The sequence below is a fragment of the Dyella sp. 333MFSha genome (assembly GCF_900102405.1).
Taxonomy (GTDB): domain Bacteria; phylum Pseudomonadota; class Gammaproteobacteria; order Xanthomonadales; family Rhodanobacteraceae; genus Luteibacter; species Luteibacter mycovicinus.
On record NZ_FNBR01000006.1, the window covers coordinates 25,161 to 39,036 of the forward strand.

A 13,876-nucleotide genomic window follows, 5' to 3' on the forward strand; every position below is an offset into this window, starting at 1 on the left:
GTCATAGGGGGTACGCTTCCGTCTCCCCGAGACCGGAAGCCCTCATGGCCGAGAAGATTCCCCCGTTCGTCGTCGTCGTACCCGCACGTTTCGGGTCGACCCGCCTGCCGGGCAAGCCCCTGCTGAAGATCGGCGGCGAGTCCATGATTCGTCGGGTGGCGGCGCGGGCAGGGCAGGCGGGTGCCGCCCAGGTCGTGGTGGCCACCGACGACGAGCGCGTGGCGAAGGAGTTGCGCGGTTGTGGCGACATCCTGGTCTGCATGACGCGGGACGACCACGCGTCCGGCAGCGACCGCATCGCGGAGACGGTCAGCCATTTCGGCTGGCCGGAAGACACCATCGTGGTGAACCTGCAGGGTGACGAGCCGTTCGCGCCCGCCGCGGGCATCCGTGCCGTGGTGGCCACCCTGGCCGGGGACGACGCGCCGATGGCCACCCTGGCGACCCCGATCGAGCACGCCGAGGAATTCTTCGACCCGAACATCGTTAAGGTGGTCCGGGCCGGGAACGGTCGCGCGCTGTATTTCACCCGGGCGCCCGCGCCCTGGGCCCGGGACGAGTTCGCGAAGGACCGCGGCGTCCTGCCGCCCAATGCCCCGTTCCTGCGCCACATCGGGATCTACGCCTACCGCGCGGGCTTCCTGCGCCGTCTGGCGGCTCTGCCGCGTACGCCGCTGGAGCGGATCGAATCCCTGGAGCAGCTGCGGGCGCTGGAGCACGGCTATGCCATCTCGGTCCGGCCGACGCCGGAGCCGTTCCCGCCCGGGATCGATACGGCGGAGGATCTGGAGCGGGCCGAGCGCTGGGTGGCGGCGCAGCTGAAGGCCTGAGCCGGCGCGATCGACCCGCCGAGGCCCTGGTATTGCGTCGGCATCGATTCCGTCGCGCCGGCGTGTAAGGGATCGCTGACGCTGGGCTGAGGCGTTTGCCTAGGCCCGGCGTCGGCCTCCGCCGGGCGCGCGGCGTAGGGCGGCGACGTAACCTATCCCTGTCGCCAAGCTCTCCCCCTAAGGACGGCGACGCTCCCACGGAAGGTCCGGCGCCGGCATGATTCATCCCATGCCGGCGTTTTCGCGTCCGGCGTACACGGACGCGGTAAAATGACCGCTATGGAGCACACCGAGTCGCATCCGTTCGACGGCAAGGCCTTCGTTCGTCATCTCACCACTTCGCCTGGCGTCTACCGCTATTTCGACGCGGAGGACGAACTGCTGTACGTGGGTAAGGCCGCCAACCTCAAGAAGCGGACCAGTAACTATTTCCTCAAGCCGCCGATGGATCCGCGCATCGCCTCGATGGTGTCGCAGATCGCGCGCGCGGAAGTAACGCTGACCCGCACCGCGGGCGAGGCGCTGCTGCTCGAATCGCAGCTCATCAAGTCGCTGAAGCCGCGCTATAACATCGTCCTGCGCGACGATAAGAGCTATCCCTACATCTACCTGTCGAGCACCGACGAATACCCGCGACTGGCTTTCCATCGGGGCGCGAAGACGGGCCCCGGCCGTTATTTCGGGCCGTATCCGAGCACGTTCGCCGTGCGCGAGAGCCTTGGTCTCATGCAGAAGCTGTTCAAGGTGCGCCAGTGCGAGGACAGCTACTTCAGGAATCGTTCCCGGCCCTGCCTGCAGCATCAGATCGGCCGCTGCAGCGCGCCCTGCGTGCGCCTGATCGACGTGCCGGATTACGCGAATGACGTGCGCCACGCCGAGATGTTCCTCGAAGGTCGCAGCAGTGCCGTGATCGATGAACTGGCCGTGGCCATGGAAACCGCCAGCCAGTCGCTCAACTTCGAGCGCGCGGCGACGCTACGCGATCAGGTCGCGGCCCTCCGCCGCCTTCAGGCACAGCATTTCGTGCAAGGCGCGAGCGCCGATATGGATGTGATCGCCTGCAGCATGGAGGGCGGCATGGCCTGTGTCAGCGTGCTGTTCTTCCGTAATGGCGTCAGCCTGGGATCGCGCGATTTCTTCCCGCGACTGGGTACCGATGCGTCGCTGGGCGACGTCCTCGCGCAGTTCATCGCGCAGTACTACCTCGAGCGGCAGGTGCCGCGTGAGCTGATTCTCAGCGACACCGTCGAGGACATCGACGTGCTCGCGTCCGTCCTCTCCGAGCATGCGGGTTACACGGTTTCGCTGAAGCCGAGCGTGCGCGGTGAGCGTGCGCGCTTCCTGGAGATGGCCCAGCGTAACGCGGGCGCCGCGCTGACGTCGCGGCTCGCCAGTCGGCACACCCTGCTGGCGCGCTTCGACGATCTTCAGAAGGTGTTGGCGCTGGACGTCATGCCGCGTCGCATCGAGTGCTTCGATATCAGCCATACGATGGGCGAGGCGACCGTGGCCTCGTGTGTGGTCTTCGGCCCCGAAGGTCCTGAAAAGTCTCATTACCGTCGTTTCAATATCGCGGGCATCACCCCGGGCGACGATTACGCCGCCATGCACCAGGCGCTGACGCGCCGGTTCAAGAAGGTCGTTGAAGGCGGCGTCAGGCCTGACATCCTGCTGATCGACGGTGGCACGGGGCAGGTGGCGCAGGCGGTTGACGTCCTTCGCGAGCTGGGCGTGGAAGGCATTCGCGTCGTGGGCGTGGCCAAGGGGCCGGGTCGCCGCGCGGGCGAAGAAACGCTGGTTCTCGCGGAAAGCGGGAAGACCCTGCATCCCGGCACATCGTCGCCCGCACTGCACCTGGTTGCCGCGGTTCGTGACGAAGCGCACCGTTTTGCGATCAGCGGGCATCGCCGCCGGCGTGAGGCGGCCCGCGAACGCAGTACGCTGGAAGACGTGGCCGGTGTCGGCGCACGTCGTCGCGCGGCGCTGCTGAAGGCTTTCGGCGGGCTCGCCGGCGTGGAAGCGGCAGGCGTCGAAGAACTGATGAGCGTAAAGGGCATTGATCGCGGGCTCGCCGAACGCATCTATGCCATGCTGCATCCCTGATCGAATGGAGATGTCGGCTCGCACCGACCTCTCCCGTACTGGCTGACCTATGCGCATCAACCTCCCGACCTGGCTGACCCTCTTCCGCGTGCTGCTGTTGCCGGTGATGGTTGTCGTCTTCTACCTGCCGTTTCGCGGGGCGAGCCTGACCGCCGCGCTGGTTTTCGTCCTGGCCGGTTTCACCGACTGGCTCGACGGCTATCTGGCACGTCGCATGAATCTGACCTCGGCCTTCGGCGCCTTCCTCGATCCGGTCGCGGACAAGCTGATGGTGGCGGTGACGCTGTTCCTGCTGGTGCAGTCGCACCCCGGCGGCTGGCAGGGCATCCTGCTCGCGGTCACGGCGTCGGTGATCGTGGGGCGTGAGATCAGTGTCTCGGCCTTGCGCGAGTGGATGGCCGAGATCGGTGCGCGCTCACGGGTGAAGGTCGCCTTCCTTGGCAAGCTGAAGACCGCCATGCAGATGGTCGCCCTCGTCGTCCTGCTTCTGCAGCACGACGCCGAAACCCTGCGCCTGTACCACATCGGCGAGGCCCTGCTGGTCATCGCGGGCATCCTGACCATCTGGTCGGGACTGGACTACCTCCGCGCCGCATGGCCCGCGCTGCGCGGCGATGCGGAGGATGAGAACGAAAGTGAAAAAAAACCCGTGCAAGGTGGTTGACACATTGCCGTCGTGATTTAGAATAGCGGGACAACGACGCGGGAATAGCTCAGTTGGTAGAGCACGACCTTGCCAAGGTCGGGGTCGCGAGTTCGAGTCTCGTTTCCCGCTCCAAAGATTTTACGAAGCCTCGGTCACCCGAGGTTTTGTTTTTTAAGCGCCACGCGATACTCTTCGCGCTGCGCAAGCGATGGCCGGGTGGCAGAGTGGTCATGCAGCGGACTGCAAATCCGCGTACGCCGGTTCGATTCCGACCTCGGCCTCCATCGCATTCCAGGGCGCATCCGTTAACGCGGTTGCGCCTTTTTTCTTTGTGACGCCCGGATGGCGAAATCGGTAGACGCAAGGGACTTAAAATCCCTCATCCGCAAGGGTATGTCGGTTCGAGTCCGACTCCGGGCACCAGGGATACCCAAGGGTTTCGCACGTCGCAGCGACGTCAGTGCATCCGGCCGTAAACGTCACGGCAGGCGGCTGGTGGATTGCCTTTCGACCAGAACGCCGATCTGCTCCGCGATATTGAGAATGCCGTGGCCGAAGCCGATTTCCGGCGTAGTACCCACCGCGCCCAGGCTTCGGTGCGCCGTGGCCGCCGCCGACGCAAGTGCGTCGTAACCCGCTGTCATGGCCTTCTCGGTAATCATCTGAGCGCGAAAGCGCGCCTCGTCGTAGTCGCCGGCCAGGGCCGCCTTGTTCAAGGCTAGTGCGTCGTTCGCCAGGTCGGCGAGGGTGAGCACTTTTTCGTCTGATAGTCGCATATCGAACGCATTGTGCCGACCCGAAATTGCGCTGTGAAGCTCGTCAGTCGTGGCATCGGTTCGTTTGTGCGACCACGTCACGCTATCAGCGGTCAGCGCTTCAAAGCGTGCACCCCTTCGCCTCATAAGCCTGCGCCAACCGTCGATCCAATCCGTAGCCGGCCGTCTGCCGCTTCATCTGGATCTGGCTGCATGTCAGGAAGTCGCCGATACGTTCGATGGACTTCCGGATGCTGGATGGTGGCGCAAGATCGACGCCGCGTACTTTGGAACCGTCCGCATAGCCGGGCAAGGCGGGCGCATGTTTCGTGCCGTCGGAAGACAAGGCATGCGTGATGCCCGGATCGCCATAAGGCTGACTGTCCGTGCTCGTACCCGACCGCGCGTCCGCTTCCACCTCGTGTTCCTCAGGCAGGTCGGTTTCAGCAGCAGGGGCTGGCGCGTCTTCGCGGTTCACGTGCGCCGCGGGCGCGTGGCGCGACGTGCGCTTGACGGGTAGCGGAGCGGCGATGTGCATGCTCGGCGGAGAGACGGGAAAGTCCCGCCGAAGATCCAGCGACGCGTGCAGAACCGAAGACGATTTGGCTTCCGTGACCGCATTCGATTCGATGCGCTCAGCACGATATGCAATCAGGCAGAGCAGCAGCATGAGGTGTCCGGCGAATACCAGGCCCAGGCTGAGTCCGTTCCTGAAAACGCGACGCCATTCGATCGGCTTCACCTGATGCTCCCTTGCCATGCATGAGTTCTCGACCGGGAGCGCGCAGGAAAGTTCGGCGGGTCACATACGCATAACACCTCATGTGCGACACGTAAGAATTACGGAGGTAACCCATGCTCGGTTCCAGCTATGCCGCGCACAAAGGACCGGTGACGGAGCACGTCAAGCCGATACGTGTGTACGTCTTCTACCCTTCGATCAATCACCGCTCGTGGTGGGTCTTGCTCCCGGGCTCCGCGAAAGAGTTGTTCGACTCCGAAGGCGCGGCGGTCGATTTCGCGTTCACGCGTGCTCGCGAGCTGAGCGGCCATGGTCGCCCGGTCGAAGTGCTGCAGGAGAAGATTTCCGGATCGTGGATGTCCGTGCGCGTCTCCTGATCGAAGGGCTTGCAATGCCCCGGCATCTTCCATAGAATTGCCGGCTCGATGCGGGAATAGCTCAGTTGGTAGAGCACGACCTTGCCAAGGTCGGGGTCGCGAGTTCGAGTCTCGTTTCCCGCTCCAGATTTTTAAAGCCCCGGTGAAAACCGGGGCTTTTTTTGTGTCCGATCCGGAAGGGGGAGCTAGTCCTCGGCCACGACCCACAGGGCCGGCATGTGCAGTTCCGTGCAGCCATGCCGGCAGGCGAAAGTGCTGTGGTCCCCGACGAGGAAAACGTGTTTGCCACCCGCAAGGGTCAGGTCGACGGTGCCGGACACACCCGTAGGCCCATGCGTGGTCGTTCGGCTGATCGCCGTGACGGCTTCCGCAAACGACTTCGGTCCCCACTGCCAGGTGACCGTTCCGCGTTTGCCGGACAACGTGATGTCCGCCGGATCGGCGCCCTTGCCGGCAAGATGGAGGTCGTTGCTCCCGCAGCCGGCGAGCACTAGCAGAGAAAGCAGGGCGATGCCCGGTACACGATGGCGTTTCACATGATGTCCAGCCGGAGGGTCGCCTGATGTAACGGCCGAGCGGCCGCGCGCTTGATGGGCCATGCCGAATGTGCGCACGCTGACGTTCAGGCTTCCGCTTCGGCCACCCGCTCCTCGGCGGCGGCCGGCTTGCCCGTCGCGGCCGGCTCGGTCGGGTGGGAGGCGCGACGCAGCGGCATGTCCTTCATCCACCAGGCGAAGAAGAACGCGACCGCGATAACGCACGCGCCCACGTCGTACACGGTATGCAGCGACGCGCCGAACGCCTCGAGATAGCGCGCGTGGACGTCCGGCGGCAATGCGTTGACGGCGTCCGGGCGCAGCGAGTGCGGCGCGGGCACGCCTGCCGGCATCATGTCGGCCAGCCGCGACTGCAACCCGTTACTGAACACCGCGCCGAACACGGACACGCCGACGGAGCCGCCGATCGACCGAAACAGCGTGACGCCGGACGTCGCCACGCCCATGTGCTTCATGTCGACGCTGTTCTGCGTGGCGAGGATGAGGACCTGAAGGACCATACCGAGGCCCAGACCGAGCAGGCCGGCGTAGGCATAGAGCAGGGCGATGGGGCTGTCGTTGTGCAAGGTGCCGAGCAGGGTCAGTGCGACCGTGGCGATGAAGGTGCCGACGATCGGGAAGATCCGGTAGCGGCCGATGCGACTGATCACGCGTCCGCTGACGATGGAGCTGACCAGCACGCCGCCCATCAGCGGAAGCAGCTGCATGCCCGCGCCGGTGGGCGAGACCCCCTTCACGACCTGCAGGTACAGCGGCATGAAGGTGGTCGACCCGAACAGGGCGGCACCCACGAAGAGACCGATGATGCAGCTGAGCAGGAACGTGCGGTGACGGAACAGGCCGAGCGGGATGATCGGTTCGCTGGCGATCGACTCCTCGTAGATGAAGCCGACGACGCCGACGACGGCAAAGGTGAGGATGAACCACAGTTCCGCCGCGTTCCAGGGGAGGATCGTGCCGCCCTCCGTGGTGAACAGGATCAGGCAGCTCAAGGCGAGGGTGAGCCAGCCGGCGCCCCAGTAGTCGATGGTGTGCTTTACGTGTCGAACGTGCGGATGAAACGCCGCGGCGATCACCGCAACGGCGATCAGACCCAGCGGCAGGTTCACGTAGAAGATCCAGCGCCACGAGAGGTGGTCGACCATGAAGCCGCCGACCAGAGGCCCGAGCACGGTGGCCAGCCCGTATACGCCACCGAAGAGGCCCTGGTACTTGCCGCGCTCGGCCGGTGGGATCACATCGCCGATCGACGCCATGGCGACCACCAGCAAGCCGCCGCCGCCGAGGCCCTGCAGAGCGCGCATGGCGATCAGCTGATCCATATTCTGGGCGAGCCCGCACAGGACCGAGCCCAGCAGGAAGAGGGCGATGGCTGTCTGAAGGACGATCTTGCGCCCGAACAGGTCGCCGAATTTACCGTAGAGCGGGACCACGACGGTCGAACTCAGCAGGTAGGCGGTGACCACCCAGGACAGCTGGTTGAAACCGCCCAGTTCCGTGACGATGGTCGGCAGCGCCGTCGACACGATGGTCTGGTCCAGCGCTGCCAGCAGCATGACCAGCATCAGGGCGGGGAACAGGACGCGCAGGGACGGCGATGAAGTGGGTGAGCTGGCCGTTTCCGGAGTGGAGGAGGCGGTCACGAGGCGTCCAGTGAATTTAATTAATGGGTAAGTTAATATAAATGCGACACCGTGGATGGTCAATCGGTCCGGCGGTCGTGGTATTCAGGTCGTCGTCGACGATGTCAGGAGTTTGCTTGGTTACTTCCGCTCCCCGCCGTGGCCGTCGGCCCGGCCGGCCACCGCTTCAGCCCGATGGCCCCGATCAGCGTCAGCGTCTGGTCGACATCGCGCTGGAACTGATTGCTCGTAAGGGTTACGCCGAAACCACGCTGGCCGGCATCGCACGGGCGGCGGGCATGACCTCGGCCGCGGTGCATTACTACTTCAAGACCCGTGAGCAGTTGTTCGACGTCCTGTTCGACGAGCGCATCGCTCCGATGCGGAAGCGACTCGAAGGCATTTTCCTCGACAACGCGGAGGATCCGGTCGCCGCATTCAGTGAACTCGCCCGGCGCTTCGTCACGATTGCCGGCGACTCGCCGTGGATGGGGCCGGTGTTCTTCGGCGAGATGCTGAGCGACAACGATCTGTTCAAGCAACACATGCAGAAACGTCTGGGCGACTCGCGCCAGATCGTCGTGATCGACACGATTCGACGCTGGCAGGAAGAGGGCCGTCTGAGCAAGGGGCTCGATCCGGCGTTGCTGATGACCACAGTGCTGAGCCTGACCGTGCTGCCGATGTCCGCGATTCGCAAATGGAAAGACGATCCGCTGCGCGGGCACATCGACGCCGAGGTCATTACCCGTCATGCGATCGCCGTATTGTCAGCTGGCATCGCCACGCCGCCAGGCTGAATGCAGAGGTAAATACCGCCTAGTCGTTGGCTTCACGCGCCTGCCATGTCGCAGCGGTAAGTCTGTGTGTCAGCGCAGTCAGCGCACCGATGAAACGGGGAAGGCATCATGGCCAGCACGACGGGTTCACACGTCAATACGATCGGTTCACTGGCGGCAGGCAGGTTGCTCGCGCAGGCAGCCGGAGGGCGATGGGGCCCGGTTATTCTCATTCTTGCGGGCATTGTCCTGTTGAGGAAGCGTGCCGCCAATCGCGCGGCGCGCCGGTTGCGGGCTGATCTGAAGTCCAGCGATCACCGCATCGACGCGCTGCGCTAAGAGCGACTACTTACTGCTCTGATTGTCTTCGCCCGTGTCATCGACCGGGTCGCCGGAAGAATCGGTCTCGGGCTGCTGCGTCGGACCGCGCTTCTCTGACGGCGCATCGTTCTGTCCAGGATGCTGCGGCGGGCGATTTTTCTCATTAGCCATGGTCAATCTCCTCGAGTGAGCGACCAGCTTCGCGCCATCCCGTTGACGGTGGCGTGCGCCCCGCGTGACGGGTATGTCGCCTCGGATAAGTGGAGCCAGGGGCGGCCACGTCCATTCCGTCCCAGTGCGCTTCTTCCGGCAATAATCGCGTCACCGTTATCGCGCATCTTTGCGTGTAGGCGAAACCCTATAGATCAGCGCGGACGACGCCTACACGACCATCGGGTCGCATCGCCTCACGACGGTGGGAGATTACCGCTACAGGCCTCGAAGGCATTCCATGATCATACCGTCACGCTGGTTGTCTCGCCTGCACATCTGGCATTGTATGCATTCGCAGGCAGCGTGCGGGCCACACCGCGCGCATAGAAGTACAGTCGGCCCAGGGAGGGCAAAGAATGATTAATGTTGTTTTGGTCGACGACCACGAACTGGTCAGGACCGGCTTTCGGATGATCCTGCAGCAGCAGGCGGACATCCGTATCAGGGGTGAAGCCGGTTCAGCGGAGGAAGGCCTGCGTCTTATCCGTTCCCAGTCGCCGGATATCGCGCTTGTCGACGTCCACATGCCAGGTATGAGTGGCGTGGAACTGACCGAGCGGGTGATCCGTGCGAAGTTGCGCACCAACATCGTGATTCTCACGGTGGTGGACGACGCGCGCTTTCCCAAGCGCCTGCTCGACGCGGGTGCGCTGGGGTATCTCACCAAGGGTTGCTCGTCGGACGAGCTGCTCAGCGCCGTGCGTCAGGTCGCATCCGGCCGTCGCTACCTTGCGCCAACGGTGGCGCAGCAGCTGGCCCTTGCGACCCTCGACGGCTCGGATTCGCCGTTCGACACGCTGTCTACGCGTGAGATGGAGGTATCGATGATGCTGGTGCGCGGCATGCCGCTCACGTCCATCGGCGAGCGTCTGAATCTCAGTCCGAAGACCGTATCGACCTACAAGCAGCGCCTGATGGAGAAGCTGCACGTGGAGCACGTGGTCGGGCTGGCCCACCTCATGACCGTTCACGGCCTGCTCGATACGCACAATCACCAGGTCGGCACCTGATCGGTCCCACGACCGGCTCGCTGTAACGAAAAACGCCGGGCTTCTCAGCCCGGCGTTTTTCGTTTGGAACGACGAGTCACTCAGCTTTCGGGGAGGCCGAAGCCTCCCCAAAGCCTCACGCGTCGTCGCGCGGCGTATCGCCGGAGGACGGCTCCTGACGCGGACGCGTCAGCAGGTCGCCCTGGGCCGGCAGCGGCGTCGACGCCGGCCTGGGTGTGGCAGGCGGCGTGTGCGACACCGGCGACACGTTGGAAGCCTCAGGCGACTTCGGGGTGACCGCCGTCGGATCCGCAGGCAGTGCCGAAGGCGCTTTTCCGTCCTCGATCGCATCCTCGTCGGCCTTGACCGCCGGGCTCTCGACGACCGGTGCGCTGGCCGTCGGGGCAGGGGTGCGGGCTGGCGTCGGAGCCTGAGCTGGCGCCGGAGTCGGAGCCGGAACAGGCGTCACGGTCGGAGCTGACGTCGGAACCGGAGCAGGCGCCGGTGCCGGTGCCGCCACCGCCACCGGTGCGGGAGCAGAAGCAGGAGCCGGAACTTCCGCCGGGGCAACAGCTTCGACCGACGTCTTCACGGGAGCCGAGGTCGGCGTTTCTGCCGGCGCCGGAGCCTTAGCCGGAGCCGATGCGGCGGCCTCCGTCACAGCCGCCGGGCCCGGCGTCGTCGCCTTGACGCCTGCGCGGGCCTCGTCAGCTTCGGTCGGCAGCATGCCGCGTGCCGGCGCGTCGAGCACAGAAGGCTGGCTCGCGGGCGAGGCCGCGGGCTGGATGGCGTCTTCCGCTGCGACGACCGGAGCGGCGTGCTGAGCCGGCGCCGCAGCGGCGGGCACCGGAGCTGAGCCCGTGGTCGGGGCGGAGTTCAGCGGAGCATCCGACTCGGTCTGGCGACGCTCGGTCGTCCGGGTCTGTGCCGAGTCGGCCGGGGTGGCCGGGTCGACGACGGAGCGCGACGGCGCGGGCGCCGGGGACTGACCCGGGATCGGCGGCAACTTCGGCAGCGACGACAGCGTCAGTGCCGACGGCACGTTCTCATCGTCCGCGTTGCCCGCAGCCGAGGCTGCCGGAGCAGACGGAGCCGACGGAGCAGGGCGAGTCGCCTCGTGGCGGGGAGCCTCGACCGCGAACGCGTTCTCGGCGGCCGCGGCGGTGTCGAGCATCGGCGGGACGCTGGGGCTGGAGCGGCCGGTATCGGCCTGGCCTTCGTCGTCACCGTCTTCGTCGTCGAGGTCGTCGGCACCCGCGGCGCCTTCGACGCCACCGGCTGCCGTGCCTTCTTCCTGGCGACGACGGCGGCGGCCACCACGACGGCCGCGACGACGGCGCTGACCACCCTCGGTGTCCTTGCCGGCATCGGTCGACGGCGCGTCGCCGTTGACTTCACCCGTGGCGGTCGCGTCGACACCCAGTGCCTCGGCGTCGAGAATCAGCTTTTCGTCATCGTTGAGGACCGGCGCGGTCACCGGCTTCTCGGCCGGGTTGCGCGGAGCCGCGACCGGAGCGACGTTGACGTTCGCCGCCTTCTCGACCTTCTCGCCCTGCGGCTGGCGCTCGCCACGCGGCTGCCTCTCGCGGCGGCCGGTGCTCTCGCCGCCCTGCGGCTGTTCCTGACGGCCACCCTGGCGACCCTGCTGCTGGGCGTTGTCTTTCTGGCGCGGAGCTTTCTCGTCGCGGACCTGAGCCTGCTTGCCGCCCTTGGGCTGCTGCTGGCCCTTGCCCTGCACCGGCGCGGCGTCGCGCTCCTTGCGCTGACCCTGCGACTGGCGCTGTTCGTTATTGCGACCGCGGCCTTCGTTGCCACGACGATCGTCGCGGTCACGGCGGTTGCCGCGATCGTTGCGGTCGTTGCGGCCGCCGGAGCGCGATTCCTCGCGGCGGGCGGGTGCGGCCGGCTGCGGCGCCGCTGCCGGCTGGGCGTTGCCGCCCCCGAACAGGCTGCCGAACAGGCGCGAGAAGAAGCCGCCGGTCGGAGCGGCCGGGGCGGAAACGCGCGGCACGGGTGCGGCGACGGGGACCGGCTCGGCCACTTCCTCACGAATGGGGGCGGGCGACGCCGGCACGACGCCGGTCACCAGCGGCTGCTCGCCGCTGCCGAGGGCCTGGCCCATCTTCGGCAGGGCCTGGGCGACCACCGGGGTGGTGCGCTCGTAGCTCGGCTTGCTGTGCTCGCCCATGTCCGCTTCGCGGATGCGGGTGATCTCGAGGTGCGGGGTTTCCAGTTTTTCGTCGGCGACCACGACCACGTGGACGCTGTGGCGCAGCTCGATCTCGACGACGCTGGCGCGCTTCTCGTTGAGCATGAAGTTGGCGACCGCGGACGGCGCCTGCACCAGGACCTGCCCGGTGTTTTCCTTCATCGCGTGTTCTTCGATCAGGCGCAGGGTCGACAGCGCCAGCGACTCCACGCTGCGGATGTGGCCGTGGCCTTCGCAACGCGGGCAAACGTTCTGGGTGGCTTCGCCGAGGCTCGGGCGCAGGCGCTGGCGGGACATCTCCAGCAGGCCGAAGCGCGAGATACGACCGATCTGGACGCGGGCGCGGTCCGCCTTCAGGGCGTCCTTCAGGCGCTCTTCGACCTCGCGCTGATGGCGCGGGCTGTCCATGTCGATGAAGTCGATGACGATCAGGCCGCCGGCATCGCGGATGCGCAGCTGACGGGCGATCTCGGTGGCGGCTTCGAGGTTGGTGTTGAACGCGGTCTCTTCGATGTCGCTGCCCTTGGTGGCCTTCGACGAGTTGATGTCGATGGCGGTCAGGGCTTCGGTCTGGTCGATGACGATGGAGCCGCCCGAGGGCAGGCGCACGTTACGCTCGAAGATGCTCTCGATCTGGGTTTCGATCTGGTACCGCGAGAACAGCGGGGTCGGATCCTGGTAAAGCTTGAGCTTGCGCAGGTTGTTCGGCATCACCTGCTGGACGAAATCGCGGGCGTCCTGATACAGCGACTCCTCGTCGATGAGGATTTCGCCGATGTCGTTACGCAGGTAGTCGCGCAGGGCGCGGATGAACAGCTTCGATTCCTGGTAGATCAGGAACGGCGCCTTCTGCGAGTTGGCGGCGCCGGAGATCGACTTCCAGAGCTGCAGGAGGTAGTCCAGATCCCACTGGAGTTCTTCGGCGTCGCGGCCCATGCCGGCGGTGCGCACGATGAGACCCATTTCGTCGGGCACCTCCAGGTGCTCCATGGCTTCCTTCAGGGCCTGGCGGTCCTCACCCTCGATGCGGCGCGAGACGCCGCCGGCACGGGGGTTGTTCGGCATCAGGACCATGTACCGGCCGGCGAGGCTGATGAACGTGGTGAGGGCGGCGCCCTTGTTACCGCGTTCTTCCTTCTCGACCTGGACGATGATCTCCTGGCCTTCCTTGAGGAGATCGCGGATGTTCGACTTACCTTCCGCATTCGGATTGAAGTAGTCGCGGGAGATTTCCTTCAGGGGAAGGAACCCGTGGCGCTCGGCGCCATAGTCGACGAAGCAGGCTTCGAGGGAGGGCTCGACGCGAGTGATACGGCCTTTGTAGATATTGGCCTTTTTCTGCTCGCGGGACGGGATTTCGATATCGAGATCGTAAAGGTTCTGACCATCGACGATGGCCACACGCAACTCTTCGCGCTGAGTCGCGTTGATAAGCATACGCTTCATTGTAATTTCCTCGGCCTTGCCGCGCGGCCGCGGGCCGCGGTGGCGCCTGATTGGCGGCCTGCCGGGGATCGCGCCGCAGCGGTGAGGCTTCAAGCGGCATGGGATCCGGGACCGATACCTGGACCCGGCGTGATTCGTGATAAGCGCCTTGCAACCGGTCCGCGTCCCTACGGATTAGCCGGACAACCGCAACCCGAACCGTTACGATGTGGGGTGTCTTCGCGTTCCGTCCCCTCGGACGGACCCGCGCGACACTCGCCTTACGTGACGGTACAGGCACCCCGCGA

At 65.6% G+C, this 13,876-nt stretch carries 12 protein-coding genes and 4 tRNA genes; 11 read left to right on the top strand and 5 right to left on the bottom strand.

Annotated features, from left to right (window positions below):
• Positions 1–44: 44 nt before the first annotated feature.
• The 6 genes from kdsB to BLT40_RS17720 all read left to right on the top strand — a co-directional run bounded on the left by kdsB (position 45) and on the right by BLT40_RS17720 (position 4,002).
• Positions 45–830, top strand: coding sequence for a 3-deoxy-manno-octulosonate cytidylyltransferase (gene kdsB / locus BLT40_RS17695; protein WP_090355348.1), 786 nt, complete (start codon positions 45–47; stop codon positions 828–830).
• A gap of 279 nt (positions 831–1,109) precedes the next feature.
• Positions 1,110–2,933, top strand: coding sequence for an excinuclease ABC subunit UvrC (gene uvrC, locus BLT40_RS17700; RefSeq protein WP_036117967.1), 1,824 nt, complete (start codon positions 1,110–1,112; stop codon positions 2,931–2,933).
• A 49-nt stretch (positions 2,934–2,982) separates the two neighbouring features.
• On the top strand, positions 2,983–3,597 hold the full coding sequence (gene pgsA / locus BLT40_RS17705; RefSeq protein ID WP_079522949.1) for a CDP-diacylglycerol--glycerol-3-phosphate 3-phosphatidyltransferase: 615 nt from the start codon (positions 2,983–2,985) through the stop codon (positions 3,595–3,597).
• A gap of 38 nt (positions 3,598–3,635) precedes the next feature.
• Positions 3,636–3,711 (top strand) — tRNA-Gly (locus BLT40_RS17710).
• Positions 3,712–3,789: 78 nt separating this feature from the next.
• Positions 3,790–3,863: transfer RNA gene (locus BLT40_RS17715), tRNA-Cys, on the top strand.
• Between the two features lie 52 nt (positions 3,864–3,915).
• Positions 3,916–4,002: transfer RNA gene (locus BLT40_RS17720), tRNA-Leu, on the top strand.
• A gap of 56 nt (positions 4,003–4,058) precedes the next feature.
• Here BLT40_RS17720 and BLT40_RS17725 read toward each other — a convergent pair.
• Together BLT40_RS17725 and BLT40_RS17730 are read right to left on the bottom strand one after the other, a co-directional pair.
• Complete coding sequence (locus tag BLT40_RS17725) at positions 4,059–4,436, bottom strand: hypothetical protein (RefSeq protein ID WP_090355352.1); 378 nt, start codon at positions 4,434–4,436, stop codon at positions 4,059–4,061.
• 19 nt (positions 4,437–4,455) lie between these two features.
• Positions 4,456–5,076, bottom strand: a complete 621-nt coding sequence (locus tag BLT40_RS17730; RefSeq protein ID WP_090355354.1) for a hypothetical protein — start codon at positions 5,074–5,076, stop codon at positions 4,456–4,458.
• 113 nt (positions 5,077–5,189) lie between these two features.
• On the opposite strand from BLT40_RS17730, the gene BLT40_RS17735 reads away from it, so the two are divergent.
• On the top strand, positions 5,190–5,453 hold the full coding sequence (locus BLT40_RS17735; RefSeq protein WP_090355357.1) for a hypothetical protein: 264 nt from the start codon (positions 5,190–5,192) through the stop codon (positions 5,451–5,453).
• A 50-nt stretch (positions 5,454–5,503) separates the two neighbouring features.
• Positions 5,504–5,579: transfer RNA gene (locus tag BLT40_RS17740), tRNA-Gly, on the top strand.
• A gap of 59 nt (positions 5,580–5,638) precedes the next feature.
• On the opposite strand, the gene BLT40_RS17745 is transcribed toward BLT40_RS17740, so the two are convergent.
• Positions 5,639–5,989 (bottom strand): hypothetical protein, encoded by a 351-nt coding sequence (locus BLT40_RS17745; protein WP_090355361.1) that lies wholly within the window; start codon positions 5,987–5,989, stop codon positions 5,639–5,641.
• Between the two features lie 86 nt (positions 5,990–6,075).
• The gene (locus BLT40_RS17750) at positions 6,076–7,653 is read right to left on the bottom strand and encodes an MDR family MFS transporter (protein WP_218124575.1); all 1,578 of its coding nucleotides are present in this window, start codon (positions 7,651–7,653) and stop codon (positions 6,076–6,078) included.
• A 116-nt stretch (positions 7,654–7,769) separates the two neighbouring features.
• On the opposite strand from BLT40_RS17750, the gene BLT40_RS17755 reads away from it, so the two are divergent.
• The 3 genes from BLT40_RS17755 to BLT40_RS17765 all read left to right on the top strand — a co-directional run bounded on the left by BLT40_RS17755 (position 7,770) and on the right by BLT40_RS17765 (position 9,955).
• Positions 7,770–8,432 (top strand): TetR/AcrR family transcriptional regulator, encoded by a 663-nt coding sequence (locus BLT40_RS17755; RefSeq protein ID WP_051943770.1) that lies wholly within the window; start codon positions 7,770–7,772, stop codon positions 8,430–8,432.
• Between the two features lie 108 nt (positions 8,433–8,540).
• On the top strand, positions 8,541–8,750 hold the full coding sequence (locus BLT40_RS17760; RefSeq protein WP_036114417.1) for a hypothetical protein: 210 nt from the start codon (positions 8,541–8,543) through the stop codon (positions 8,748–8,750).
• A gap of 551 nt (positions 8,751–9,301) precedes the next feature.
• Positions 9,302–9,955 carry a response regulator gene (locus tag BLT40_RS17765; RefSeq protein ID WP_036114414.1) on the top strand — a complete coding sequence of 218 codons (654 nt, stop codon included), beginning with the start codon at positions 9,302–9,304 and terminating at the stop codon, positions 9,953–9,955.
• A gap of 115 nt (positions 9,956–10,070) precedes the next feature.
• Here the strand turns inward: BLT40_RS17765 and BLT40_RS17770 are convergent, their stop codons facing one another.
• Positions 10,071–13,589, bottom strand: coding sequence for an Rne/Rng family ribonuclease (locus BLT40_RS17770; protein ID WP_090355364.1), 3,519 nt, complete (start codon positions 13,587–13,589; stop codon positions 10,071–10,073).
• Positions 13,590–13,876: the final 287 nt, after the last annotated feature.

What these genes read in the sequence shown, in the direction of transcription:
- pgsA (WP_079522949.1), top strand. Translation starts at nt 2,983, where the DNA reads ATGCGCATCAACCTCCCGACCTGGCTGACCCTCTTCCGCGTGCTGCTG.
- BLT40_RS17760 (WP_036114417.1), top strand. Translation starts at nt 8,541, where the DNA reads ATGGCCAGCACGACGGGTTCACACGTCAATACGATCGGTTCACTGGCG.
- uvrC (WP_036117967.1), top strand. Translation starts at nt 1,110, where the DNA reads ATGGAGCACACCGAGTCGCATCCGTTCGACGGCAAGGCCTTCGTTCGT.
- BLT40_RS17770 (WP_090355364.1), bottom strand. Translation starts at nt 13,589, where the DNA reads ATGAAGCGTATGCTTATCAACGCGACTCAGCGCGAAGAGTTGCGTGTG.
- BLT40_RS17735 (WP_090355357.1), top strand. Translation starts at nt 5,190, where the DNA reads ATGCTCGGTTCCAGCTATGCCGCGCACAAAGGACCGGTGACGGAGCAC.
- BLT40_RS17765 (WP_036114414.1), top strand. Translation starts at nt 9,302, where the DNA reads ATGATTAATGTTGTTTTGGTCGACGACCACGAACTGGTCAGGACCGGC.
- kdsB (WP_090355348.1), top strand. Translation starts at nt 45, where the DNA reads ATGGCCGAGAAGATTCCCCCGTTCGTCGTCGTCGTACCCGCACGTTTC.